At 36.1% G+C, this 26,152-nt stretch carries 21 protein-coding genes; 4 read left to right on the top strand and 17 right to left on the bottom strand.

What is annotated here, in order from left to right:
- Nucleotides 1-179: 179 nt before the first annotated feature.
- The 8 genes from pyk to CKV71_RS06075 form a co-directional block, all read right to left on the bottom strand.
- Nucleotides 180-1,940, bottom strand: a complete 1,761-nt coding sequence (gene pyk, locus CKV71_RS06110) for a pyruvate kinase (protein WP_095104801.1) — start codon at nt 1,938-1,940, stop codon at nt 180-182.
- A gap of 31 nt (nt 1,941-1,971) precedes the next feature.
- Nucleotides 1,972-2,940: a 6-phosphofructokinase gene (pfkA, locus tag CKV71_RS06105; protein WP_095104800.1), complete on the bottom strand. Its 969-nt coding sequence runs from the start codon at nt 2,938-2,940 to the stop codon at nt 1,972-1,974.
- Nucleotides 2,941-3,236: 296 nt separating this feature from the next.
- Nucleotides 3,237-4,181, bottom strand: coding sequence for an acetyl-CoA carboxylase carboxyltransferase subunit alpha (locus CKV71_RS06100; RefSeq protein ID WP_095104798.1), 945 nt, complete (start codon nt 4,179-4,181; stop codon nt 3,237-3,239).
- Nucleotides 4,174-5,046 carry an acetyl-CoA carboxylase, carboxyltransferase subunit beta gene (gene accD, locus CKV71_RS06095; RefSeq protein WP_095104797.1) on the bottom strand — a complete coding sequence of 291 codons (873 nt, stop codon included), beginning with the start codon at nt 5,044-5,046 and terminating at the stop codon, nt 4,174-4,176. The genes CKV71_RS06100 and accD overlap by 8 nt, the downstream gene beginning before the upstream one ends.
- 70 nt (nt 5,047-5,116) lie before the next feature.
- Complete coding sequence (locus CKV71_RS06090) at nt 5,117-6,343, bottom strand: NADP-dependent malic enzyme (protein ID WP_095104795.1); 1,227 nt, start codon at nt 6,341-6,343, stop codon at nt 5,117-5,119.
- Between the two features lie 253 nt (nt 6,344-6,596).
- The gene (locus tag CKV71_RS06085; RefSeq protein WP_095104793.1) at nt 6,597-9,797 is read right to left on the bottom strand and encodes a DNA polymerase III subunit alpha; all 3,201 of its coding nucleotides are present in this window, start codon (nt 9,795-9,797) and stop codon (nt 6,597-6,599) included.
- Nucleotides 9,798-9,816: 19 nt separating this feature from the next.
- On the bottom strand, nt 9,817-10,761 hold the full coding sequence (locus tag CKV71_RS06080) for a DHH family phosphoesterase (protein WP_095104791.1): 945 nt from the start codon (nt 10,759-10,761) through the stop codon (nt 9,817-9,819).
- Between the two features lie 20 nt (nt 10,762-10,781).
- Nucleotides 10,782-12,077, bottom strand: coding sequence for a DRTGG domain-containing protein (locus CKV71_RS06075; protein ID WP_095104789.1), 1,296 nt, complete (start codon nt 12,075-12,077; stop codon nt 10,782-10,784).
- Nucleotides 12,078-12,295: 218 nt separating this feature from the next.
- Between CKV71_RS06075 and CKV71_RS06070 the strand changes: the two genes are divergently transcribed.
- Entirely contained in the window at nt 12,296-12,709 is a 414-nt protein-coding gene (locus tag CKV71_RS06070) for a universal stress protein (protein WP_095104788.1), read from the top strand.
- 55 nt (nt 12,710-12,764) lie between these two features.
- On the opposite strand, the gene CKV71_RS06065 is transcribed toward CKV71_RS06070, so the two are convergent.
- Complete coding sequence (locus CKV71_RS06065) at nt 12,765-13,457, bottom strand: metal-dependent hydrolase (protein ID WP_095104786.1); 693 nt, start codon at nt 13,455-13,457, stop codon at nt 12,765-12,767.
- A gap of 141 nt (nt 13,458-13,598) precedes the next feature.
- Between CKV71_RS06065 and CKV71_RS06060 the strand changes: the two genes are divergently transcribed.
- Entirely contained in the window at nt 13,599-14,654 is a 1,056-nt protein-coding gene (locus CKV71_RS06060; RefSeq protein ID WP_095104785.1) for a M24 family metallopeptidase, read from the top strand.
- 546 nt (nt 14,655-15,200) lie between these two features.
- On the opposite strand, the gene ald is transcribed toward CKV71_RS06060, so the two are convergent.
- On the bottom strand, nt 15,201-16,316 hold the full coding sequence (ald, locus tag CKV71_RS06055; protein WP_095104783.1) for an alanine dehydrogenase: 1,116 nt from the start codon (nt 16,314-16,316) through the stop codon (nt 15,201-15,203).
- A gap of 208 nt (nt 16,317-16,524) precedes the next feature.
- Here ald and CKV71_RS06050 point away from each other — a divergent pair, with 208 nt between their 5' ends.
- Nucleotides 16,525-17,028 carry a universal stress protein gene (locus tag CKV71_RS06050; RefSeq protein WP_095104782.1) on the top strand — a complete coding sequence of 168 codons (504 nt, stop codon included), beginning with the start codon at nt 16,525-16,527 and terminating at the stop codon, nt 17,026-17,028.
- Nucleotides 17,029-17,248: 220 nt separating this feature from the next.
- On the opposite strand, the gene CKV71_RS06045 is transcribed toward CKV71_RS06050, so the two are convergent.
- From CKV71_RS06045 to ezrA, 7 genes are all read right to left on the bottom strand, one after another.
- Nucleotides 17,249-18,445 (bottom strand): acetate kinase, encoded by a 1,197-nt coding sequence (locus CKV71_RS06045; protein ID WP_095104780.1) that lies wholly within the window; start codon nt 18,443-18,445, stop codon nt 17,249-17,251.
- Nucleotides 18,446-18,527: 82 nt separating this feature from the next.
- Nucleotides 18,528-19,475, bottom strand: coding sequence for a class I SAM-dependent methyltransferase (locus CKV71_RS06040; protein WP_095104779.1), 948 nt, complete (start codon nt 19,473-19,475; stop codon nt 18,528-18,530).
- Between the two features lie 103 nt (nt 19,476-19,578).
- Nucleotides 19,579-20,079, bottom strand: a complete 501-nt coding sequence (gene tpx / locus CKV71_RS06035) for a thiol peroxidase (RefSeq protein ID WP_095104777.1) — start codon at nt 20,077-20,079, stop codon at nt 19,579-19,581.
- Nucleotides 20,080-20,304: 225 nt separating this feature from the next.
- On the bottom strand, nt 20,305-21,078 hold the full coding sequence (locus CKV71_RS06030) for a TSUP family transporter (RefSeq protein ID WP_095104776.1): 774 nt from the start codon (nt 21,076-21,078) through the stop codon (nt 20,305-20,307).
- Between the two features lie 42 nt (nt 21,079-21,120).
- Nucleotides 21,121-22,344, bottom strand: coding sequence for a tRNA uracil 4-sulfurtransferase ThiI (gene thiI, locus CKV71_RS06025; RefSeq protein ID WP_095104775.1), 1,224 nt, complete (start codon nt 22,342-22,344; stop codon nt 21,121-21,123).
- Complete coding sequence (locus tag CKV71_RS06020) at nt 22,341-23,480, bottom strand: cysteine desulfurase family protein (protein ID WP_095104773.1); 1,140 nt, start codon at nt 23,478-23,480, stop codon at nt 22,341-22,343. Before CKV71_RS06020 ends, thiI begins: the two co-directional genes overlap by 4 nt.
- 143 nt (nt 23,481-23,623) lie before the next feature.
- Entirely contained in the window at nt 23,624-25,324 is a 1,701-nt protein-coding gene (gene ezrA / locus CKV71_RS06015; protein WP_095104771.1) for a septation ring formation regulator EzrA, read from the bottom strand.
- Between the two features lie 183 nt (nt 25,325-25,507).
- Between ezrA and CKV71_RS06010 the strand changes: the two genes are divergently transcribed.
- Complete coding sequence (locus CKV71_RS06010) at nt 25,508-25,981, top strand: GAF domain-containing protein (RefSeq protein WP_095104769.1); 474 nt, start codon at nt 25,508-25,510, stop codon at nt 25,979-25,981.
- Nucleotides 25,982-26,152 lie beyond the last annotated feature (171 nt).

Here is a 26,152-nt window from a genome sequence, read left to right as displayed (position 1 = left end):
ATGCTGAGACCATGATAGAAACCTCAGCCTATTTTCTCACACAAGCACTTTAACATTTATAGTTAGCTAAGCAAACTAATTTGATAGGAACAATTATAATAAAAAAACGAACTGCATCTTCAAGTTTCTGAAGAGCACAGTTCGTTTAATTGATTAATATTTAATATTATATTCGGCTATTAAAGTACGTTTGCATATCCATCATAGACACGACCAGTATTGGCATCAACTGTAATCACTACATCATTAGCAATTAATTTAGTTGCATTATTAGCGCCTACAATTGTTGGAATGCCTTGTTCTAAACCGATGATAGCACTTGGAGAAGTAATTCCGCCTTCTTCAGCTACTAATCCAGCAGCTTGTTCAATATAAGGTACGAATGTTTCATCTGTAGAATGTGTCACAATAATTTTATTTGAAAGATCTTTACCTTCTAATTCAATAGCATCTTGGACTACGACTGCATTTCCAACTACTGAGTTGCGGCCGACACCTTGACCTTTAACAATTTCATCGCCAACTAAATGTAATTTCATCATGTTAGTAGTACCTTTTTCACCAGTTGGAACACCAGCAGTGATGATTAGTAAATCACCATTTTGCACGCGACCTGTTTCGATTGCTGTAGCTACTGCATTATTTAATAAGGCATCAGTAGTTTTACGTCCTTTTTTAACTACTGGGAATACGCCCCAAACTAACGCTAATTGACGTGCAGTTTCTGGACTTGGTGTTACAGCGATAATATCTGAATGTGGACGGAATTTAGAAATTGTTCTAGCAGTAGAACCACTTTCAGTAGCAGCCACAATTGCTTTTACTTTCAAGTTTAAAGCTGTATGCGCTACAGAAACACCAATTGCATTTACAAGGTTAGTTTCTTCAAGTTTAGTTCTGTCATTCAATAATTTTTTATAATCTTGAGCCGCTTCTGCAGCAACAGCAATATTTCTCATTGCTTTCACTGCTTCTTCAGGGTATAGACCAGCAGCAGTTTCGCCTGATAACATTACAGCATCTGTTCCATCATAGATAGCGTTGGCAACATCACTTGCTTCGGCTCTTGTAGCACGTGGGTTACGTTGCATAGAATCTAACATTTGAGTTGCTGTAATAACTGGTTTGCCTAATCTATTACATTGTCTGATTAAGTCTTTTTGGATAACTGGTACATTTTCTGGTGGAATTTCTACACCCATGTCACCACGAGCTACCATTAAGCCATCAGATACTTCTAAAATTTCTTTGATGTTATCGATACCTTCTTGGTTTTCAATTTTAGGAAGAATACTGATATTAGTATTGCGTTCTTCTTCTAAAATTTTACGGATATCTAAGACGTCACTTGGGCGACGCACAAAGCTTGCTGCGATGAAGTCTACATGTTCATCGATACCGAAGCGGATATCGTCTGCGTCTTTTTCAGTGATACCTGGTAAATTAACTTTCACGTTCGGCAAGTTAACACCTTTTTTATTTTTAATTTCACCAGAGTTTAATACTTCGCAAAGTACTTCGCCTTTTTCTTTATCTTTAGCTTTAACTTCTAATTCTACTAAACCGTCATCAAGTAAAATGAAAGAACCGATTTCAACGTCGTTAATTAAATCTTCATAAGTTACTGAGAATTTTTCAGCAGTACCTAATACTTTATTCATGCTGACAATAACTTCATTGCCTTTTTCTAAATTAATCACGCCGTTTTCCATATCATGAGTACGGATTTCTGGGCCTTTAGTATCAAGCATGATAGCAATTGTTTTCTCTAAACGTTGTGAAACTTTACGAATGCGGTCGATACGCGCTTTGTGTTCGGCATGGTCACCATGTGAGAAGTTCAAACGCGCAACATTCATTCCAGCTTTCATTAATTTTTCTAACATTTCTTCAGATTCTGATGCAGGTCCAATCGTACATACGATTTTAGTTTTTCTCATTATTAAAGCCTCCTAATAAATTCACTATAAATTAAATAGATAGTTCTTGAGCAAGTCTATACATTTCTGTATCGAATTTACTTACTTTAGTATTGAAGATTTCTTCAAACTTAGTTTGAGTAAGCTGGTTTTGCTTGATGCCAACGCCCAGTGCTGTTTTGCCTTCCATCAGCAGTTCTACTGCATGGCCGCCCAATCTTGAAGACAATACTCTGTCTTGACCAGTAGGACTGCCGCCACGTTGCATATGTCCTAGAACTGATACACGCGCATCTACATGAATATATTTTGCTAATTCGTCAGCACATTCTTGTCCGCTCATCACCCCTTCTGCCACAATGACAATAGAGTGTTTCTTACCGCGTTTGATACCCGTTTCAATTTTTTCAGCCACATCTTTAATATCTGTTTTTTCTTCAGGAACGATAATTGTTTCTGCTCCAACAGCTAAACCAGCCCAAAGTGCAAGATCACCACAATCTCGACCCATTACTTCAACAATAAAAGTACGTGCGTGGCTAGATGCCGTATCTCTGATTTTATCGACAGATTCAATAATTGTATTCAATGCTGAATCAAAACCGATTGTAAAATCAGTGCCTGGTATGTCGTTATCAATGGTACCCGGTATACCGATAGTTTGAATTTCAGGACACTCTTCACTGATACGTTGAGCACCTCGATAACTACCGTCACCACCGATAACAACAAGACCATCTATACCTCGTGAGCGTAAATTCTTAATTGCTCGTGCACGAACTTCTTTGTCCTTAAATTCAGGGCAACGTGCAGAGAATAAGAAAGTACCGCCTCGTTGGATAATATCTCCCACAGATCCTAATTCAAGTTTCTTAAGATCATCATTGATTAATCCAAGATAGCCTTGATACACACCATAAACTTCAATCCCATTATAAATGGCAGTACGCACAACTGCTCGAACAGCAGCATTCATTCCCGGTGCGTCTCCGCCACTTGTTAAAACTGCAATTTTTTTCATGACGACTGACCTTCCTAACTTGTATGATTTACATTAAAAATACCATAAAAATAGCGGCTTATCCATAGAAATACAATGCATTCTATAATGTAAACGTTTTATATTTATGATTTCAAAATATAGCCATAATCTTTATTATATTTTTGCGTAAAACAATAGATAAAAATAGTTTATTTTATAAAAAACATCAAATCAATTACTTATTATTAGTATCAAACAGCAGACTATAAATTCAAATAAGAAAAAAGAGACGCTACACATCTCCTAAAATAACGTGTAGAATCTCTTTACCCTTATTATTCTTTAAATTCACCAATTTGACGGAACTTTTCAAAACGATCATCTGCTAATGCTTGACCAGATAAGTCTTTAAGTTCTGCTAATTGCTTAGTGAAAGCGCTTTTAATTTTCTTAGCTTGCATAGCAATGTCTTTATGGGCACCGCCAAGAGGTTCTTGTACAACCTCATCAATAATTTGCAATTCTTTCAAATCAGGTGCAGTAATTTTCATTGTTTCGGCAGCAATTTTAGAAAGATTGCTATCTTTCCATAAAAGTGCTGCTGCTCCTTCTGGTGAAATCACGGAATATGTACTGTTTTCCAACATCAATACACGGTTAGCAATGCCAATACCTAAAGCACCGCCACTACCGCCTTCACCGATGACAATTGTAATAACCGGCACTTGCAAACTTGCCATTTCAATCAAGTTTCGCGCGATAGATTCACTTTGACCTCTTTCTTCAGCCGCTTTACCAGGGTAAGCCCCCTTTGTATCTATGAAAGTAAAAATAGGGCGATCGAATTTCTCAGCCTGTTTCATTAATCTCAAAGCTTTGCGATATCCTTCCGGATGAGCCATTCCGAAATTACGATAGATATTATCTTTAGTATCTTTACCACGTTGTTGGCCGACTACAGTAACTGGTTGACCATTTAAATAGCCGATACCGCCAATCATTGCAGGATCATCACGATAATTTCTGTCACCATGCAGCTCCATAAATTCATCAAAGATATACGGAATATAATCTAAAGTTGTAGGTCTTTCTTGTAATCTTGCTAGTTGAACACGATCCCATGGTTTTAAATGCATGTAGATTTTTTCAGTTTCTCTTTCTAAAGACGCTTCAAGCATATCGATTTCATCTTGCAAATCAACATCATTTTTCTCTTGAGATTCTTTCAAAGCATCTATTTTATTTTTAATATCAAATAACGGCTTTTCAAAATCAAGCATCTTTGTTCACCTCTTGTCCCTCATGCAATTTCAGAATTGATTCTAAAGTGCTGCGCATTTCTTTACGATGTACCACTTTATCTAATTGGCCATGTTCTAACAAGAATTCAGCAGTTTGGAAATCATCCGGCAGTTTTTCATTAATAGTTTGTTCAATTACTCGGCGACCTGCAAATCCGATTAAAGCTTTAGGCTCTGATAAATTGATATCTCCGACTGAAGCGAAACTTGCAGATACACCACCTGTAGTCGGATTTGTAATGTATGAAATATATAATAAACCAGCATCAGAATGACGTTTCAAGGATACACTGGTTTTCCCCATTTGCATCAATGAGATAATCCCTTCTTGCATTCTGGCACCGCCACTTGCTGAGAATAAAATAAACGGTAAGCGATGCTCTGTACAATAATCTATAATTCGGCATATTTTTTCACCTACTACAGAACCCATGCTTCCCATTCTGAAACGGGCATCCATCACTGCTACTCCATAAGGGATGCCTCCAAGTTCTGCAGTCCCTGTTACAACCGCTTCATCCAATCCTGTTTTTTCCTGATCTTTTTTAATTTTATCTTCATATCCCGGAAAATCTAAAGGATTAGCAGAAGTCATACCTTTATCAAATTCTTTAAAAGTACCTTCATCTGAAATAGCCTCAATACGTTTATATGCAGTTAATGACAAGTGATGGTCACAATTGAAACATACATTGAGATTTTCAGAAAGTTCTTTAGTATACATGATTTTTTTACATTTCGGACATTTCGTCATGATACCTGTTGGAACATCGTTCTGTTTCGAATCTTGAACAGTAACGTATTTTTTCTTTTTACTGCCGCGATTAAAAAAATCTTTAAACATTGGTCAACCTCCACACCACTATTATGCCGCCTCAAACCGCATAACAGCTCTTTGAAAAATAAATTTCTAATTAAATATCAGTTAATCTCATCGTTTTATTGTATATTTCATCTGGATCAACTTCAACCCTTGACACTCCAGACTCCATTGCTGCACGTGCTACATTGCGTGCAACTGATGGTGCAACACGTCTGTCAAATGGTGCTGGAATACAATAATCTGGTGATAACTCATCAGGCTGAATTAAATCTGCAATTGCTGAAACCGCTGCTTGTTTCATTTTTTCATTGATATGCGTTGCTTCCACATCTAATGCCCCTCTGAAAATACCTGGAAATGCTAAAACGTTATTAATTTGGTTAGGATAATCAGAACGTCCTGTACCCACTACTTTAGCCCCTGCTTCCTTAGCATCATCCGGCAAAATTTCAGGATTCGGATTCGCCATTGCAAAAATAATACTGTCTTCATTCATTGATTTTACCATATCTTTGGAAAGCGCGTTTGCTACAGATACACCGATAAACACATCTGCTCCCTGAATGACATCAGAAAGTTTGCCCTCTTGTTTATCTTTATTCGTCCATTCAGCCACAAAATCTTTAGTTGGATTCATGCCATAAGAACGTCCTTCATAGATAGCACCCTTAGAGTCGCACATAATCATATTTCTCACGCCATAAGAGTATAAGAGTTTAACTATAGCGATACCTGCTGCTCCTGCACCGTTTAGGACTACTTTAATATCTGAAAGAGATTTATCTGTAACTCTTAATGCATTGATTAAACCTGCCATAGTTACGATAGCTGTACCATGTTGATCATCATGAAAGACCGGAATTTTCGTTTCTTTTTTCAAGCGATTTTCAATTTCAAAACAACGTGGTGCTGAAATATCTTCTAAATTGATGCCACCATAATTAGGTTGGAGATATTTGACCGTTTTAATAATTTCTTCTGTGTCAGTAGTATCTAAGGCAATCGGCACGCCATTAATACCCGCAAAGCTTTTAAACAAGACTGATTTACCTTCCATAACAGGAATACTTGCCTCTGCTCCGATATTACCAAGACCTAGTACTGCAGTGCCATCTGTTACTACTGCTACTGTGTTGCCTTTAGCTGTGTAATCATAGACTTTACGCGGATCTTCATAAATTTCTTTACAGGGTTCTGCAACACCAGGAGAATAAGCTAAACTTAATTCTTCTTTATTCGTAACTTTTACTTTCGGGGTAACTTCTAGTTTCCCTTGATGCTTTTTGTGCATTTCAAGTGCTTCATCTCTTAATGACAAGTCAATCGCTCCTTTTTCAATATTTATGTGATTTGAATGAAACCATCTATTTTAGTCTCAAGAATATTATATGATTCAATATAAAAACTGTGTTTATACCTTTATATCATACATTTTTTTGAATTAATTTCAAAATATAGACGATTATAACACATCGTCTCCTCTTTCAAGCAATGCTTTCTAATTGCTTGATATACCATCGTTAATATTTTATAAAAAATGGGCTCAAGACAATTAATGTCTAAGCCCGTCGTTAAATAATTCTAATATTTTCAGGAGGAATAGCGGCCATAAAATCCTCAAGTGCTTGGATATCTCTCTCGATATAGCCTATTTTCTCCATTTGGTTATTTTTTGTGTGATAAAGATTAACCGGGATAGAATTTTTATTTCCGTCGTCATCCGTATCTAAGTTCAATTCTTCCTCAGCGACATTACGCAAAACCAGCATTTTAGCATGTTGAAATTTTTGTTTTTCATAATGATCTAACGTATCAAGATGATTAATAATCAACTGCATTTGGTTCTGGCGCTTTTCAAATTTACCACTCACAATAAACGTTTTGCTTTCTTCTAATATATCTTCAATTTGTTTAAATACATTCGGGAAAATGACACCATCTAATGTATTAGTACCATCATTTAAAGTTACGAATGCCATTGGTTGACCATTCTTAGTACGAATTCTATTAATTTTATCAATTTGCACTAAAATCGGTTGATTATTTTGAGCATTAGAAAGCTTATAAATCCCTAATAATTGCTTGTTCTTAAACATTTTCTCTACCGGATGCTTGGAAATATAAAATCCAAGATGTTCTTTTTCAAAATCGCTGAGCACCTGATCTGGCAATTCTTCTTTTTCTTCATAACTTTCTTTAGGCGTTACAAATTCAAATAACAATTCATCTTGTTCAACATTGCTTGCACCGTCTAATACTTGGTCTAAGGTTGATAAAAGCGTTGCACGATTTTCTTTGAAGTGGTCAAACGCACCTACTAGTATGAGTGCTTCAAGCAGCTTACGTGTCTTCACTCTATTTGGCAATCTTCTAGTTAAGTCAAAGAAGTCTTTATATTTTCCATGTGCATATCGCTCATCTACAATGGCCTTCACGCTTTGAAAACCCACACCCTTTATGGCACCCAAAGATAAGTATATTCCTTCTGATGTTGCTTTATAATACCAGTGGCTTTCATTAATATCCGGCGGTAATATTTTTAAGTCCATAGCCTTAGCTTCTGCTATCATTAACTCAGTCTTTTTCTCGTTGCCGATAGAGTTCGTAAGGATATTTGCATAGAAATAATTAGGATAATGCACCTTTAAATAAGCCATAATATAAGCTACCTTAGAATAACTTACAGCATGCGCTCTTGGAAAACCATAATCGGCAAATTTCAATATTAAATCAAAGATCTGCTTACTCAGTTGTTCTGAATATCCATTTTGATTAGCACCTTCAACAAAATGTTGTCTTTCACTTTCTAAGACTGCTCTGTTTTTCTTACTCATAGCACGTCTCAAAATGTCCGCTTCGCCATAACTGAATCCAGCAAACTTACTGGCAATCTGCATAATCTGTTCTTGATAAATAATGACACCATAAGTGTTTTTCAGAATAGGTTCTAAATCAGGATGCAGATACTGCACTTTCGAAGGATCATGACGACGCGCAATATAAGTCGGTATTTCTTCCATTGGGCCAGGTCTATAAAGTGAAGTCATCGCTACAATATCTTCAAAATGCTGCGGTTGCAATCTTTTCAAAGCCTGTCTTACACCATCTGATTCTAATTGGAACAATCCCGTAGTGTCGCCGCGAGAGAGCATTTCAAACACCTGAGTATCGTCAAAAGGAATTGCTTCAATATCAATAGACACATTTAAATCTTTTTTAACTTGGTCAATAATTTGATGAATGATAGATAGGTTTCTTAATCCTAAAAAGTCAATTTTCAACAAGCCTAACTTTTCATCTTCAGTCATAGTCCATTGCGTCAGCAGACCAGTATCTCCCATCAGTAAAGGAACATGCTCATACAAAGGTCGATCATTAATAATGATACCCGCAGCATGAGTCGAAGTATGTCGCGGTAAACCTTCTAATTTTTTACTTAATTCAAACCATTTTTCATGGCGATGGTTACGGTGTACAAACGCTTTAAAGTCTTCATTTTGATAAGCTTCGTTTAAAGTAATACCTAATTTTGATGGAATTAATTTAGAAATTTCACTTAAAGTTTTTTCTTCGAAGCCCATAATTCTGCCAACATCTCTAGCTACAGCCTTTGCGAGCAAATGACCGAAAGTTACAATACCTGAAACGTGATATTCACCATATTTTTCTTGAACATATTGAATGACCTTTTCTCGACGCGTATCTTCAAAATCAATATCAATATCTGGCATTGTGACACGTTCTGGATTTAAAAAACGCTCAAAAAGCAGATTGTAGCGCAATGGATCAATTGTTGTTATATTCAGCAAGTAACTCACTAATGAACCTGCAGACGAACCCCGTCCTGGACCGACCATTACATTATGTGTTTTAGCGTAATGTATTAAGTCACTTACGATTAGAAAGTAATCTTCATACCCCATCTTAGTAATAATATCAAATTCATATTCTAACCGTTCACGGTAAACAGGTTGATCTAAATCCATTTCTTGCAAAGATTGTTCCAACAGACCCCATAAATATGTTTTAGAAGAAACATTGTCTGGTGTTGAATATTGAGGGAGAAGCGGTTGGTGATAGCTGATTTCAGCAGTACACATGTCTGCCAGCGATTCAGTATTTTCTATAATATCTGCAGAAAGCCCTAAATCTTGTACTTCGCTTTGGGAGTAAAAATGGGCGTGTTCATCATTGCCAGGATGAACTAAGTCTATCGTTTGATTATCTTTAATCGCTTTCAAAGCACTTACAGTATCTGCGTCGTCCGGATTCAAATATCTGGATTCTTGCATGTAAACTCTGTTTAAATCAAGTCTCTCAGCCGCTCCGCTACTTTGGTGGTCTACATAGATATCTTGATGCTCAACGAAATTTTGCACCAGATTCAATTGTTCAGAAGTGACATTTTTAAAAATAAGTGCTAAATCCTCTTGATAACGTTTCAACCATTCTAACGGTGTGGCTTGCTTTTCCTGCACTTTGATAGCGGATGATAATTGATACAGTGATTTTAAACCTGTTTCATTTTTAGCTAGCAAAACTGTTTCTACTTCCGTCAAACCATCACTTAAATAAATTGTCATTCCGAAAATCGGCTTAATTCCTGCTTTAATACTTTCATCATAAAATTGAGGAACAGCATGCAGTACGTTTGTATCTGTAATGGCTAAAGCTTCGTATCCTTCTTGCGCAGCCTTTTGGATAATATCCGAAACTTTTAAACTTGAATTCAGCAAGTCATAAGCGGTATGAATATTCAGATGTGCTTTCACTGCAAACAGTCCCCCTTTTTTATTGATTGTCTAGCGCTCTTTGATTCAATTCTGCAGCAAGTTTATCAAACTCTTGCCAATTGTCTACAGAGACTCCTGAAGCGTTCGGATGGCCGCCTCCTCCGAATTGTTGAGCAATATCATTAATAACAATACCTTTTGAACGTAATCTGCAACGAATCTCCGTACCTTCATCTACGGCAAACACCCATATTTTCAAGCCACGCAAATCAGAAATCGTATTCACAAATTGGGAAGCTTCATTTGGCACTAAACCGAATTGTTCTAAGACATCTTTAGTAATTTGTACTTTGGCAAACCCATTCTCATTGAGATCAAAGTTTTGTAAAACATAACCTTGGAAAGGCGCCAATTTAGGATCTTTCTCAGCCATTTTGTTTAATTCTGCACTGTGATCGAATGGATATTTCAATAATTGGGCTGCAACTTGCATAGTGTGCGGCGTCGTATTATTAAAGAAGAAACGTCCTGTATCTCCTACAATTCCTAAATACAATAAGCGTGCAGTGTTTTCATTAATTATGGATGTGTCATTAAAATGTGTAATCATATCAAAGATAATTTCGCTGGTAGAAGAAGCCTCAGTATTTACATAATTCAGTTCTCCGTATTGATCTACAGGAGGATGATGATCAATTTTTACTAACGCTTGGCCTTTATCAAAGCGTTGATCGTCAATTCTAGGAGCGTTGGCTGTATCACAGACAATAACTAACGCTTCTTTATAGTCATCATCTTCCACTGCATCGAACGTGCCCATAAAATCTAGTGAAGGTTCGCTTTCTCCTACTGCAAAAATATTTTTATCTGGAAATTTAGATTGCAGATAAGATTTCAAGCCTAATTGTGAACCGTATGCATCCGGATCCGGACGAACATGTCTATGAATAATAATTGTGTCGTATTGAGAAATCTTATCCATTATTTCATTAAAGTTATTCATTTTTCTTTCAATCTCCTTTTCTAACTTTCAAGCATTTGACAGATTGTTAATGCTTTAGCTACAGGCGTTTGCCCATTCATCATGCTGACTTCTATTTTAGCAAAGTGTCTGCCTATATCTAACATGTTGTAGTGTATTTCTAATTCTGTTTCAATAGAAACTGTTTTCAAATACATAATACTTAAACTTTCAATCATAACTTCTTGTTTTTTTAATTGACGCATTTTATAACGAATCGTTTCTTCGATAATCGCTACGAAGGCTCCTTTACTTAAAGTGCCATATTGACTTGTTAATTGAGGTGCGACGTCGACAGTAATACTATCTTTATTGATCGAAATATATTTAGCGACTTGATCATTGATCGTTTCGCCTACTTGCGGTTGTCGTCCAATCAATTGCATAGCTCTTAAAACATCTTCTCGGGAAACGACACCTAATAATTTTTTATTAATAGTAGTGACTGGAAGCAATTCAATACCTTCCCAAATCATCATATGTGCACAACTTGCTACTGTAGTAGAGTTCTGTACATTTAAAACTGGTTTAGTCATAACCTTGTGTATACTTTCATCTGAATCTTTTGCAATAATATCTTTGCTGGTAACGATACCGACTAATTTCCAATCTTTGTCTACAACTGGAAATCTGGAATGACCAGTTTTTTGAGATTGCTGTTTCAAATCTGATACCAGCATATCTTCTTTTGCAACCGTTTCTTCTGTTACTGGTTTAACGATATCTTCAACAATCAAAATTTCTTTACGTATAATTTGATTATACATTGCTCTGTTAATCATATTTGCCACTAAATAAGAATCATAGTTCGAAGATAGAATCGGTAAATTATGCTCATCTGCATATTTTTTTATTTCAGGTGTGGTATTAAAGCCACCTGTGATAAGCACTGCACTACCATGTTTTAAAGCCTCTAATTGTACATCTGTTCGATTTCCTACTATCAATAAAGTGTGTTTTGTTAAATATTTGACCACATTTTCTAATTTCATGGCTGCAATCGCAAACTTAGTTAACGTATTATGCAAACCGTCTCTACCGGCTAATACTTGTCCATCTATGATTTTCACAATTTCACCGAATGTCAGATGTTCAATTTGTTCGCGACTTTTCTTTTCAATTCTAACTGTTCCTACTCTATCGATTGTTGCGACTAGTCCTAATTGCTCAGCATCTTTAATAGCGCGATATGCTGTGCCTTCAGAGACCTCTAAATCTTTAGCTATTTTTCGTACAGAGATTTTCTTACCTACTGCTAAAGATTCAATATGCGCAAGAATTTGTTCATGTTTTGTCATCTAACTTCCCTCATTCTCTGCTTACTCTTATTCTTTATTATAACTTGCTTTACTCTAAAAATCGAAACAATATCACACGTGATTTTAACATTTAGTTACTACGTTCTCTAATATAAGAATTTAATTTACCTAAAAATAGGTTATTAATTATTAGAAGATAAATTTAATTGGAAAAATTGTTACATCTTTATTAGAATAAGAAGTAAGGAGGGGTTGAGATGTATAAAAACATTTTACTCGGTGTTGATACGGATTTGGAAAATAAAAAAGCACTAAAAAATGTCCAAAAATTATCTGGTGAAGGCACAATAGTTACAATTTTAAATGCAATTTCAGAACAAGATGCTCAAGCATCTATCAAAGGCGGTACTCACTTAAACGAATTAACTGCCGAACGCAGCAAAGACTTACAACCAACTCGTGATATCTTAGATGAATACGGCATTGATTATGACGAAATTATTGTTCGCGGCAACCCTAAAGATGAACTTGTGAAATTTGCAAATAGCGGCGACTATGACATTTTAGTGGTCAGCAACCGCAAAGCGCAAGAGAAAAAGAAATTTGTATTAGGCAGTGTCAGCCATAAGGTAGCTAAGCGTGCTTCCATTCCTGTATTAATTGTTAAATAGTAAAAAAGCTTGTACAGAATTTTGCTGTACAAGCTTTTTTGATGAATTTAGAAATTTAATCAAATTTAACTTCTTCACCCGGTTCTAAAATTTGAACTTCACCTTTATTGACGAGCTTTTTAAATTCTTCAGGGTCTTGTTCAATATAAGGGAACGTATTGTAATGAATTGGAACCGTAATTTTAGGCTGAATAAATTCATTAATAGCATAGCTTGCATCATCAATTCCCATCGTGAAATTGTCACCGATTGGTACGAAGCATACATCGACTGGGTGACGGTCAGCAATTAATTTCATATCACTGAACAATCCAGTATCTCCGCAATGATAAATCGTTTTGCCATCAATTTCTAAAATAAGTCCTGTTGACGCACCTAGATAAACAGGAATACCATCTTCATTTGTTAAACTAGAACTATGAAAGGCTTGTACATATTTTACTGAGCCGAATTCAAATTCCCATTTACCGCCGATATTCATTGGATGTACATTTTTCACACCTTGTGATGTAGATAAATAATCGGCAACTTCAGCGAGCCCTACTACAGTCGCATTATTTTTCTTCGCAATGTCAACTGTATCTCCGAAGTGATCTCCATGACCATGTGTAAGTACAATATAATCAACTTCCACATCTTCTGGGTTTAAATCAGATAACTCATTACCTGTAATAAATGGATCTACAATAACTTTCTTACCATTTGCTTCAAAATAAATTGTTGATTGTCCATGAAATGATAGTTTCATTCTTTAATCCCCCTATGTTCATTTTGTTATTTATAGTATAACATCTTCCCTCTTTTCCTTAAAAACAATCCCGCACCTTTTGAATTATATTGAAATGTGGACTAAACTATAATTAATTATGAAAATGGAGGTTGATGGATTGTGAAGATTGAGGAAATTGTAAAAGAAATTCGTAATCAAGATGCGGATGCCGCTTGGATTACCACACCATTAAATGTATTTTATTTTTCAGGATATTTAAGCGAACCGCATGAACGCTTATTAGCTTTATTAATTACTGCTGAAGGTGAACAAGTTCTATTCGTACCAAAATTAGAAGTAGAAGAAGTTAAAGCTTCTCCATTTAAAGGCAAAGTAGTCGGCAATGCTGACGGTGAAGATCCATTCAAATTAGTCGATTATCATTTCGACAAACTACTTGTTGAAAATGAACATTTAACATTAAAACGTCAAAAAGAATTAATCGATGGTTTCGGTGTAGAAACATTCGGCGATATTGATGGCGCAATTAAAGCACTTAGAAATGTAAAAACTCCGGAAGAAATTGACAAAATTAAAAAAGCAGCTGAACTTGCTGACAAATGTATTGAAATCGGAGTAGATTTCTTAAAAGAAGGCGTCACTGAAAAACAAGTTGTCCGTCATATTGAATATGAAATCCAAACTAAATACGGCGTAGATCAAATGAGCTTCGATACTATGGTGTTATTTGGTGACCACGCTGCATCACCTCATGGTATCCCAGGCGAACGTACGCTTAAAAACAATGAATATGTATTGTTTGATTTAGGTGTTGTCTACGAACAATATTGTAGTGATATGACACGTACAGTTGCTTTCGGAACACCCGATCAAAAAGCTAAAGAAGTTTATGACATTGTTCTTAAAGCGGAAAAAGAAGCTATCAATATGATTAAACCTGGCGTTGTCATCGGCGATGTTGATAGAAAAGCGCGCGGTATTATTGAAGAAGCAGGTTATGGCGAATATTTCTTACATCGCTTAGGGCATGGTCTAGGATTAGAAGAACATGAATATCAAGACGTTGCAGGTCATAACACAAATAAATTTGTTTCTGGTATGGTCGTTACTGTTGAACCAGGTATCTATGTACCAGAACAAGTGGGCGTTCGTATCGAAGATGACATTTTAGTTACTGAAGACGGTCATGAAGTTTTGACACACTATGAAAAATAAAGATTTATAAGAGGAGAGCGCAAGGGCAATTAAATTTGTTAATATTATTTTTTCCTTGCGCTTTGGCAAAAATTTGTATTTAGCAAATTTTCCATTCAGATAGCTGCAGTCGGTAAAGTATACGGGAGTTGAGACAGGATGATGATATGGTCTCAACTCCTTTTTTATATAGCGAGAGAAGTGTCCAGATTATATGCTTTTCTAGACACTTCTCTGAAACTTGTGTCTAGATTACACCCTTTTCTGGACACTTCTCTGAATCTTGTGTCTAGATTTACCCCTTTTCTAGACACTTCTTTAAAACTTGTGTCTAGATTACACCCTTTTCTGGACACTTCTCTAAATCTTGTGTCTAGAAAATACTCTTTCTAACATATTCGCGCGATACCAAAAATTTCCAGCAACTCTCCCACCCCTCTTTTCAAACAAAAAAGCCCCAACGCATTCTGAAAAACCCTAAACAGAATGGTTGGAGCTTATTATATGATGTTTGCTGAGACAATAAATTATCGCCTCAATGACATCCCATTAATTTTAATTATTAAATTAAACTAATGCTTTATCTACTGGTGTATACGGAAGATCAAGTGCTTTAGCGACGCCTTCGTTAGTTACTTTGCCGTCGTAAACATTTAATCCTAATGATAATGGTTGGTTATCACGTAATGCATTTAAATAACCTTTGTTTGCAATTTGCAATGCATAAGGTAATGTTGCATTGTTTAAACCAACTGTTGAAGTACGTGGAACCGCACCAGGCATGTTTGCAACTGCATAATGCACAACACCATGTTTGATGTAAGTTGGATCATCATGAGTTGTCACATGGTCAGATGTTTCGAAGATTCCGCCTTGGTCAATAGCGATATCAACCATAACAGAACCGTCTTTCATTTGTTTAACCATGTCTTCAGTAACTAATTTTGGAGCTTTTGCACCAGGAATTAATACTGCACCAATTACAAAGTCACTGTTTACTACAGCTTCTTCAATATTTAATGGGTTAGACATAATAGTGTTAACACGTCCATCAAATAAATCTTCAAGCTCTTGTAAACGTTTAGGGTTAACGTCTAAGATGGTTACGTTTGCACCTAAACCTAAAGCGATTTTAGCAGCGTTTGTACCTGCTTGGCCACCACCGATAATTGTTACATTACCTTTAGGAACGCCAGGAATACCAGAAAGTAAGATACCTTTACCGCCATAGAATTTTTGCAAGAATTGCGCACCGATTTGCGCAGCCATTCTTCCTGCAACTTCACTCATTGGTGTTAATAATGGTAAAGAGTTATCTGGCAATTGAACTGTTTCATAAGCAATTGCTACAACTTTATTTTCAGCTAATGCTTCTGTCAATTCTTTATCGTTTGCCAAGTGTAAATAAGTGAATAAGATTAAGTCTTCTCTGAAGTATTGATATTCTTCTTTGATTGGTTCCTTAACCTTGATAACCATTTCTACATCCCAAGCTTCTCCAGCGCTGTTTACAATATCAGCACCTACAGCTTTATAATCTTCATCCGTAAAGAATGAACCTTCTCCAGCAGTGTGTTCGACAAGCACCGTATGCCCTTTCTCTACTAATGCATGCACACCACTTGGTGATAAACCTACTCTGTTTTCATTATTTTTTATCTCTTTTGGAATACCTATTTTCATTCCGTACACCTCCCATGCATTATCGTAACGCGAAAGCGATGGAAGCGCAATCATTATGGCTATAATTATTGATAAGTTTAAATTATTACGAATTATAAGAATATTGCAACCTTCAATAAATTGTAAATATTTAACTTAATATAATCATTTCTAATATTCTGTAAACTGTGCTAAAATAAAATTGAATAGAAGAAGGAGGTCATTTACGATGTTAACTTACAAACATATTTTAATCGCTGTTGATGGATCGCAAGAAGCTGAATGGGCATTCAATAAAGCGGTGGAAGTTGCAAAACGTAATGATGCTAAACTCATTATTACAAATGTTATTGATTCAAGAACTTATACTTCTTATGAGGTATATGATGTACAATTCACTGAGAAATCTAAACAATTCTCTGAAGAATTACTTAAAGGGTACAAAGAATTTGCTCATGAAGAAGGCGTGAAAGATGTAGAAACATTATTAGAGTTTGGTTCTCCTAAAGCAATTATTCCTAAGAAAATTGCTAAAGAAGTCGATGCAGACTTAGTAATTTGCGGTACATCTGGTTTAAACGCAGTTGAAAGATTTATCGTAGGTTCAGTTTCTGAAGCAATTGTACGTCACTCACCTTGTGATGTTTTGGTAGTACGTACTGAAGAAATGCCTGAAGATTTCCAACCGCAAGTTGCGACTGAAGAATTACGTAAACAATATCAAGCTAAATAAAACTATCTATCACTTAAGTGATAATGAGGGATTGAGACTTATTAAAGTTTCAATCCTTTTTTCATGTTCGGAAAATAGCTATGTGCATAGACATTATACTTAATTCAAACTCTTTCCAATTCTCCCCTACTCTCAGTTCTAACTAAAAAAACAATCCATCTGATAGCCATTGGGACCAATTAAAGTTCCAACCTCTATCAAACGGATTGTTCATTTTAAATTATAGACTGCCGAATTTAACAGCGTCTCTTGCTATCATAACTTCTTCATTTGTTGGTATTACCATGACTTTTACTGGTGAGTGAGGATAATTGATAAATCCTTCTGTGCCATGTAACTGAGAATTTTTCTTAGGATCCCAATACACACCCATGAATTCTAATCCTTCTAATACACGGGCACGGACTTCATCGGAGTTTTCTCCTACTCCTGCAGTAAAGATAACGACATCCACACCATGCATTTTTGCTGCATAAGAGCCGATATATTTATGAATACGAGATGCAAACACATCTAAAGCAAGTTGTGCACGTGTTTTACCTTCTTCCGCATCTTGTTCTAAATCACGCAAGTCACTTGAAGTACCAGAAATACCAAGTAGACCTGATTCTTTATTCAAGATATCTAATACGGCTTCAGCGCTTTTACCTGTTTTTTCCATAATGTACGGAATTAAGGCTGGGTCAATATCACCTGAACGTGTACCCATTGTTACACCTGCTAAAGGTGTGAAGCCCATTGAAGTATCTACCGATTCGCCGCCGTCGATTGCAGCGATTGAAGCACCATTACCGATATGACATGAGATAATACGTAATTCTTCAATTGGTTTACCGAGAATTTCAGCTGCACGTTGTGATACATATTTATGACTTGTGCCATGGAAACCGTATTTACGAATACCATAGTCTTTATAATAGTGGAACGGTAAGCTGTATAAATAAGCTTGTTCAGGCATAGTTTGATGGAATGATGTATCGAATACTGCCACATGCGGAATGCCTGGCAATAACTTACGGAATGCACGGATACCCATTAAGTTGGCCGGGTTGTGCAAAGGTGCAAGTTCTGTTAAAGATTCAATTTGTTTTTCCACATCATTTGTTACTAATGCTGATTCAGGGAAAAGTTCGCCGCCATGTACCACACGGTGGCCTGTTCCATCGATATCATTGATGTCACGAATAATACCTAAATCAATTAAGTTATCTAACATGACATTAACAGCTTGTACGTGGTCATTAATTTCCTTTTCATCAGTGAATTTACGTCCATCGTATTCAACAGTTATCTTTGAGCCTTTAAGACCGATTCTTTCAATTAAGCCTTTACTGACTAATTTTTCTTCAGGCATTTCGATAAGTTGAAATTTCAATGATGAGCTGCCTGCGTTAATCGCTAAAACTAAATTTGACATAAGAGTATGCCTCCAATTTTTCCATTTTCTTTTACCATATCTATTTAACCATTAATACAGTGCAAATACAAGATTGTTACAGTTAAAATTTGTGATGATTTTGTTGCAGCCATTCATTCAATTCACCCATAAATTTTTGGAATTGTTGTGGTGCTTTGAAATCTGGAATATTCGCTAACAACACCTCTACAGAGTGCGTTTCGCCTTGTTCTTTTTTCTGCAGAATTAAAATAGATTTACGAGAGTTTTCACTTTTGAAAAGTGTTTTCGGTAAGTTAAGAAATGCTTGCATTTCAGTATCTGTAGCAATGAATTTTTCAAGCTGTTTCACTTCATTACCTTCAAAAATATTACTTGGTACTACTAAGAAGGCATAACCGCTTCCTCTCAACGCTTCCACAGCCTGCTCAATTAAAAGATAATGCGCATAACTGTGTCCTTCTTCAAATCCAAGTTTCATTTCATGACTACGATCATCTACAGGATAATACCCTACAGGAAGGTCACCGATTACCACGTCCGCCTCTTCAAACGGCAAAGGCATAATGGCATCTTGAGGATAAACATCGAAAGGTATTTCTAAGAAATTAGCGAGATGGACACTTACACGTGAGAGTACAGGATCAACTTCAACCAAGTGATGCATCAATGTCTGGTCTTTCAACACTTCATGCACTGTAGCACTCAAATGGCCGCTTCCGCTCGTTAAGTCTACAATATTCAGTTCTTTCTTACCTTCAGTGAAGCGTTCAACTAAATAACCCAAAATCAATCCTATAGAATCAGGTGTAATTTGATGATTCGCTTGAATTTCTTGCTCTTGCATCAAACTTAAATAAGCAAACTGGAATGCTTTACGTCTATCAGCAAGTGTCGCCTGTTCTAACAACTCGCGATTATTTTGATAAATATCCTCCATTGCTAAACCCAAATTCTCAATAAAACTCTGTCCGTTCTCCTCATTCAAAGCCTTTGTTTTATCATCTAGTTCATGAAACAACCGTTCCATGATTGTTTTTTCTTCAGCCATATTATAACCCTTCCTAAAAAGACTGCTCATAATCAATAAGTACTACTAGCACTAATTATGAGCAGTCTGATTTAATATTTATTTATAAGAAATCACTTATATTTTAGTCTAATTCTTTATAAGCTTTTAAAGCTGAATCGAAATCAGGGAAGTCAGTACCTTCGCTCACGATTTCAGAATAAACAACTTTGTTATCTTTGTCTAAGACGAATACTGAACGTGCTAATAATTCTAAACCTTCCATCAAAACACCGAAGTTTTTACCAAATGAATGTTTTTGATAATCACTTAATAAAATAACATTATCTAAGCCGCTTGCTGCACACCATCTTTTTTGTGCGAAAGGCAAGTCTTCAGAAATAGTCAACACAACGCCGCCTTCTTCAGAAGAAGCCTCTTCGTTGAATTTACGTGTTTGTTTGTCACATACACCTGTATCAATTGAAGGCACTGCACTAATTAATTTCTTCTTGCCATCATAATCTTTAAGTGTCACTTCTTCTAAATCGTTGTTCACAACTGTGAAGTCTGGTGCTGTTTGACCTTCTTCTACCGGGTTGCCTGATAATGTAACGGGATCACCGCCGAATGTAATTTGTACCATAAAATAAACGACCTCCTAAGATATTGTTATTTATTTCTCATACCCTCATTATAACGATATCAATCTTAGAAAACCAACGATTATGGTTTCTCAATTCAGATTTTTCTTGAAAAAGAAAACTTTAGAAAGAGGCTTTTCCCTCTTAAAAAATGCATTCCGGAAATTCCGGCATAAAAAAAAGATGGGACGGAACTGAATAAGGTTCCGCTTCCCATCTTCAATAGTTCATGACAACCACTGTTGAACATAATCATAAATATTTTTCAGAATCAACGCACTTGTGACGATTACAAAAAGCGCTTTGACATATCCTACACCTTGACGCAGAGCGAATTGTGCACCAGCATATGAACCGACTATCATACTCACTGCCATCAATAATCCTATACCATAATCCACTTTACCTAGAATCATGAAGAGCATCAGTGCTCCAACATTAGATGCAAAATTTAAAACTTTCGCATTGCCTGCTGCGCTTAAAAAGTCAAAACCGACAATTAATAATGTAAATAAGAAGAATGATCCTGTACCGCCGCCTAAAAAACCATCATAAAAGCCGATGCACAACAATATGATTGTAAATATAAAGGCTTTGCCTGGCGAGAGTTTTTGATATGTTCTGATACTTCCCCAGTCTTTACGCATCAATGTATAAATCATTACCACAGTTAAAATCACAATCACTAGCGGTTTTAAAACAGATGCAGGTAAAAACGAGGCCAAACTTGCACCGCCTGCTGCAGCTATGAAAATAAAGGGAAATAACTTCCCGACAATCTTTAAATCTACTTTCCCAGAACGAATAAATTTTACTGCACTGGTTAAAGAACCAAATGAACTTGCTAATTTATTCGTGCCAAGAGCAACCGCTGGCGGTAGCCCAATGGCTAATAAAGCGGGTGTTGAAATTAATCCCCCGCCGCCTACAACCGAATCTATGAAAGCAGCGAGGAATCCAAATACTATAATAATGATAATTAATGTTAGGTCCCATTCCATGTTGAACTATCCCCTTTGTCTGAATGATGTTAGTTCATTAGCTTAGAATAAATCTTGCATTAATGTTTCAGTATCTTTATCCTTTTGACTTTGATAATTTTTATTAATTTCAATTGTTTCTACATTATCTACTGCACGTTGAATCATTTCACTGAAATCGAAGACCCCTTCATATTTCTCTACTTTTTCGAAATCAGGTTCTGTAACGGGATTCTTAGGTGTAAATATTGTACAGCAATCTTCAAATGGTTGAATGGAAGTTTCAAATGTTCCATATTCTTTCGCTTTAATAACAATATCTTCTTTGTCGAGGGTGAGCAGCGGACGTAAAACAGGTGTCGTCGTCACATGATTGATTGCATACATGCTCTTCAATGTTTGACTAGCTACTTGTCCTAAATTTTCCCCATTGACAATTGCATCTGCTCCGATTTGGTGTACCACTTTATCTGCAATTCGCATCATCATACGTCGAGTAGAAGTCATAGTATAACGTTCGTGAACTACTTTGTTGATTTGTTTTTGCACTTCTGTAAACGGTACAATGTGCAATTTAATCGGACCGACGTGTTCAGCTAGAATACGCGTTAATTCAATGACCTTTTCTTTGGCTTTTTCACTTGTAAAAGGCGGACTATGAAAATGAATGGCTTCAATTGTAACGCCGCGACGCATAATCTCCATTCCTGCAACTGGTGAGTCAATTCCGCCAGAAAGCATCAATAATGTTTTACCGCCTGTTCCGACTGGTAAACCGCCTGCACCTTCAATTACACGATCATAAATATAAATCGCATCTAAGCGAACTTCGGTTTTGATAATATGATCTGGCTGACGTACATTTACATGGACTTGTGGATTATGCTCTAAAACTGCTCCTCCTAAAATACGTTGTAATTGATACGTATCATATGGGAATTGTTTATCTGAACGTTTGACATCAATTTTAAATGACTCACCTTCTCCATAAGCTTCTGCAAAATCACTCGCTTGTGCTTTAGCCACTTCTAAATCTTTCTCTATTTTCATCACAGGACTGATAGATTTGACCCCGAATACTTTACTGATTCGGCGCATCATTTCTTCGATATCCGCTTCAGGTGTAACTTCAATATACATTCTGTCTCTATTTGCTTTAACTGTATAACCTTGCAACGGCACTAACGCTTGTTTCACATTCGAGCGTAATTTATTCACGAACATTTTTCGATTCGCTCCTTTAAGCGTCAACTCGCCGTATCGTACTAATATATGGTCGTACATCATGATTTTAACAACTCCTTCATTTCTTCATAAACTTTTTCAAAAGCAGCTTTGAATCCTTCGATATCCGCTTCACTGGTCAAAGCACCCATAGAAATACGAATACTGCCTTCAATTTGTGATTCTGGCACTCCCATTGAGAGCAAGACTTCATTTAAATGACCCCGTTTAGATGAGCAAGCACTTGTAGTAGAAAGCATTACATTTTGTTTGGAGAATGCATTCACAAGTACCTCACCTTTTACACCGTCAAATCCCACATTCAGAATATGAGGGGCACTATTTACAGGTGAATTGATTTTTACGCCTCTGAAAGTCTGCAGAAAAGCACGTAAATCGTTATTATATTGACGTAAGCGTGAATTGAGCGCATCACGTTGCTGTACTGCTTGTTTTAAAGCTTTTACGATAGCAATATCAATAGGCAGATTTACTGTTCCGCTTCTTAATCCATATTCTTGCCCTCCACCATGAATGACGGGTTCCAAATTATGAATATTGCGTGCTAACAATAAACCTTGGCCTTTTAATCCATTAAATTTGTGACCGCTGAAACTCATACTGTCTACTCGATTAAATGTTAATGGAACTTTACCAATAGCTTGAACTGCATCTACATGAAAATGCGCTTTAGGATAATCTTTCAGTAATTGAGCGATTTCGGCAATCGGTTGTTCTTGTCCTGTTATATTATTGACTTGCATACACGTAACCAATCCGACATTACTAGACATTAAAGATTTCAAATGTTCTAAATCGATTTTTCCTTCTGTAGTGACATTGACGTATTTCAATTTGAAGCCTTCTTCTTCTAAATGGCGCATAACTTCTAATACAGAAGGGTGTTCGATAACGGAAACAATAATTTCATCCGCGAAAGGCTTTCTATTATAAGCTGCTCCTTTCAACGCCATATTGTTAGATTCAGTCGCGCCGCTCGTAAAGATAATATCGTAGCGATTCTCTAGTCCTAGTATACGATCGATTTGTACTTTCGCTTGTTGTAATAATTGTTCTGCTTGCAATCCCGCTTGGTGAGGACTATTGGGATTAAAATATAAATCTTGATTGACTTTCACAAACGTATCTAATACGTCTTGTGCAGGTTTAGTTGTTGCTGCATTATCTAAATAAATCACTTATAAGTCACTTCCACTAATATTAATTCTCTTTCTACTCCGGTTCACTTCCAATTTTTATATTTTACCATATCTCGATAATTTCTCAATACGCAAAAATCCCTGGAAGCTTGGCATTGCCTCCAGGGATTCATATTAAACTGCTATTGATTTTGAGAAATGACTTCATCTTCAATTCGTTGTGAGATACCAGGATCTACTGAATCTAGAGCTTGTTCAGCAATTTCAATTGCTCGTTTGTAACGGTTGTTCTTGAATAATCGTTCCGCTTCATTCAGACTCTTATCAATACTGCTGTCATCTTTACGGTAACGGTTGCCGTACTGAATTAATTTTTCAGCAAGCACAGCATTAACAAGGACATCTGTCGCTTCATTTTCGAAATTATTCATATGAAGTACTACTTTCGTCACTTTATCTTTCAAATGTTTAACATTGATAGGACGTTCACTGAATTGACTGTTAATTTCTCGCACTTCATGGTCGATTTCATTCTTCATAATAATGAAACGTTCAGGCACGCTTGTTAAGTTTGAAGCAAGTAATCGACGATAAATCTCTTCTTTCTTAGATTGGACACGTAAAATATTATCTTCAGCCTCAGCTTCATCTTCACGTAACTGTATTAAATGATTTTGAAGTTTTTCTTGTTTTTCATTAATAACTTGAACGTGTTCTTCAATATAAGCTAAATTATCTTGGACTTCACTGTAACGTACAGTTGATTTAGCCATTTCTTTCAAGATATCATCATATACAGCAATTAAGTTTTGAATTTCGTTCTCAAATTGACGTACATTTTGAATATCTGTTTCATTAATATAATAATTTTCACGCACATATTCAATTTCAGTTTGTAGCGTATAATTCATTTCTTTCGCTTTGAATAAATCACTTGTGATGACTTCTTTCGTTTCATCCACTTGGTTCTTAGCTTTGACTTCATGTTCGATTAAATCGTACATTTCATCAAGCTGTTCATTAATATTAATCAATTTGTTATTTGCTTCTTCTAACTCTAATCGACTAATCATCGGTTCTACGAAACTCAACTCAGTTTTCAGCGTTTGCAGCGTGCTGTCGATTTTCACATGGTCCAAGTCGTACCCTTCAACTTTTAAATCACGGCAGCCATATTTTAAATCTTGGAACTGACCAGGCAATTCTTTTTGCGCTTCTCGAATTAAGTCAGGGATTTCTTCCATATCTTTCTTCAGATAATTCATGTCTTCATTTAATGTTGCGATATGTTCGTGGGCTTGGCGATAGTCCCCATGCTCTTTAAGCTCTGTATATTTTATTAATTCAGGCTCAAAAGATTCGATTTCTTTCTCTAATGGAGCAGCTGCTTCACCAAATTGATGACGGTTTGCAAGGACATCGCGTTTCATTTCGCGGTAGTTATTCTTGCTCTCCTCATAAAGTCGATCACTATCTTTATGTAAGGCAAGAATATTGTCAACTTCTTCAGAAAGTTTACTATGTTGCAACTCATAGCGATCCATTAATGCATTCGCATCGTCAAGTTCAGTTTGGGCCACTGAAAATTTAAACTTATCAAAGTTTTCTTCAGCATTATGAATTTTTTCCTCAACCGGGCTTAAATTTTCATTAAAGTTATTTAATGATTCGCGCTTTAAGCGGTCGTGTTCTTGTTGCGTTTCCCCTTTAAGATTCAAATCGTCCAATTCTTTCAAACGATCATCTAAAGTTAGTTTTTCAACCTCTATCTTGCGCTCTTCCGTTTGCTCAACCACTTGACGTTTTGAAGAACGGAGATAGAACATGATACCGACAACTATCAAAGCTATGATGATAATTGCTAAAATGATATACAGTGCCATTGTTTTCTCCTCCTATTTAATCACTTCTCATTATAGCGTAATTTCGGGTGTCATTAAAATAAAAATCTTAACTTTCTTATAACAATCTGCTAACATTTCAGCGAAACAAGCGATTTGAATTGAAACACTTCAAGAAATCATATTATAATATGGAAAATCTCAGATAGAAAAGAGGTCTTTTGCATGCCGCAAATTACTACTAATTATCATTCGCTTCAGCAGCAACTAGAAGGTTTGAATGCGGAAGAAAAATATTTAATTACCTTATTAAGCAATACATCAGCTTTATTAAATGATAATATTCCAGAAATCAACTGGTTAGGATTTTATTTAATAGAAGATAATCAACTTATCTTAGGTCCTTTTCAAGGACGTCCAGCTTGCACTCCAATTCAACTTGGCAAAGGCGTTTGCGGAACTTCAGCTGAAAAAGATATTACACAGCGTATCGATGATGTGCATGCTTTCCCTGGTCATATTGCTTGTGATGCACGTAGTCAATCTGAACTCGTAATTCCAATGCATCGCGATGGCAAAGTAATAGGACTCTTAGATATTGATGCCCCTATTAAAAATCGCTTCTCTAAAGAAGATCAAGAAGGATTAGAAGCAATTATGGCAGTTTTAGAAAAACAAATTGCTAAAACAGTGAAATAACTCACTTGTTACTACTATTTTCAATAAATGTATTGACTTTGTTATCTTAAATGGGTACAATACTCTTTGTGTGAATTAACGAAAGTAGCAGTTGTATATTATTAGGCGCTATGTTGTTCCCAATGCGGACGTGCCGTGTAACCGTAGCTATGAGGCGAGGACACATAAAAC

The organism is Staphylococcus piscifermentans, assembly GCF_900186985.1.
In the GTDB taxonomy this organism is placed as follows: Bacteria; Bacillota; Bacilli; order Staphylococcales; family Staphylococcaceae; genus Staphylococcus; species Staphylococcus piscifermentans.
This window is presented reverse-complemented; position numbering and strand designations above follow the sequence as displayed.

Coding starts and splice junctions, on each gene's coding strand:
- pyk (WP_095104801.1), bottom strand. CDS start 1,940: ATGAGAAAAACTAAAATCGTATGTACGATTGGACCTGCATCAGAATCT.
- pfkA (WP_095104800.1), bottom strand. CDS start 2,940: ATGAAAAAAATTGCAGTTTTAACAAGTGGCGGAGACGCACCGGGAATG.
- CKV71_RS06100 (WP_095104798.1), bottom strand. CDS start 4,181: ATGCTTGATTTTGAAAAGCCGTTATTTGATATTAAAAATAAAATAGAT.
- accD (WP_095104797.1), bottom strand. CDS start 5,046: ATGTTTAAAGATTTTTTTAATCGCGGCAGTAAAAAGAAAAAATACGTT.
- CKV71_RS06080 (WP_095104791.1), bottom strand. CDS start 10,761: ATGAATAACTTTAATGAAATAATGGATAAGATTTCTCAATACGACACA.
- CKV71_RS06075 (WP_095104789.1), bottom strand. CDS start 12,077: ATGACAAAACATGAACAAATTCTTGCGCATATTGAATCTTTAGCAGTA.
- CKV71_RS06070 (WP_095104788.1), top strand. CDS start 12,296: ATGTATAAAAACATTTTACTCGGTGTTGATACGGATTTGGAAAATAAA.
- CKV71_RS06065 (WP_095104786.1), bottom strand. CDS start 13,457: ATGAAACTATCATTTCATGGACAATCAACAATTTATTTTGAAGCAAAT.
- ald (WP_095104783.1), bottom strand. CDS start 16,316: ATGAAAATAGGTATTCCAAAAGAGATAAAAAATAATGAAAACAGAGTA.
- CKV71_RS06050 (WP_095104782.1), top strand. CDS start 16,525: ATGTTAACTTACAAACATATTTTAATCGCTGTTGATGGATCGCAAGAA.
- CKV71_RS06045 (WP_095104780.1), bottom strand. CDS start 18,445: ATGTCAAATTTAGTTTTAGCGATTAACGCAGGCAGCTCATCATTGAAA.
- CKV71_RS06040 (WP_095104779.1), bottom strand. CDS start 19,475: ATGGCTGAAGAAAAAACAATCATGGAACGGTTGTTTCATGAACTAGAT.
- tpx (WP_095104777.1), bottom strand. CDS start 20,079: ATGGTACAAATTACATTCGGCGGTGATCCCGTTACATTATCAGGCAAC.
- CKV71_RS06030 (WP_095104776.1), bottom strand. CDS start 21,078: ATGGAATGGGACCTAACATTAATTATCATTATTATAGTATTTGGATTC.
- thiI (WP_095104775.1), bottom strand. CDS start 22,344: ATGATGTACGACCATATATTAGTACGATACGGCGAGTTGACGCTTAAA.
- ezrA (WP_095104771.1), bottom strand. CDS start 25,324: ATGGCACTGTATATCATTTTAGCAATTATCATCATAGCTTTGATAGTT.
- CKV71_RS06010 (WP_095104769.1), top strand. CDS start 25,508: ATGCCGCAAATTACTACTAATTATCATTCGCTTCAGCAGCAACTAGAA.